Raw genomic sequence first — 438 nt, forward strand, 5'->3', positions numbered from 1 at the left:
GAGCACCAGTCACTTGTGAATCTCGCTTTCTGGCATAAGGATGCCTTCCGGGTGACAAATAAAGATCGAACCGCAAAATATGCTGGCTTTGGCTTTGACGCCTCCATTTGGGAGATGTTCCCGACATGGATTGCCGGCGCAGAGCTGCACATCATCGACGAAGCGATTCGCCTCGATATGATCAAGCTCAATACGTATTTCAATGAAAAAGGCATCACCATTGCGTTCCTACCGACCCAGCTATGTGAGCAGTTTATGTCGATGGACAATCATCAAAGTGATTCACCTGTCCCGTTTGCCTGAGCTGGCGCTATATTATACAGCGCCTGAACATATTGGAACGCTGATGTTTAGAGAAAAGCTTGCGGAGGCACTGCCGGATGATATGATTCCTCACTATTTTGTAAAAGTGGACTTACTTAATCTTTAATCAATTTG

1 pseudogene is annotated in these 438 nt (G+C 45.9%); it reads left to right on the top strand.

Annotated elements, in window-relative coordinates:
• Positions 1 to 270, top strand: a pseudogene (locus BA70_RS18990) (AMP-binding protein); the annotation flags it as partial.
• Positions 271 to 438 lie beyond the last annotated feature (168 nt).

Origin of the sequence: Bacillus zhangzhouensis (assembly GCF_000715205.1) — a bacterium.
GTDB classification, from domain to species: domain Bacteria; phylum Bacillota; class Bacilli; order Bacillales; family Bacillaceae; genus Bacillus; species Bacillus zhangzhouensis.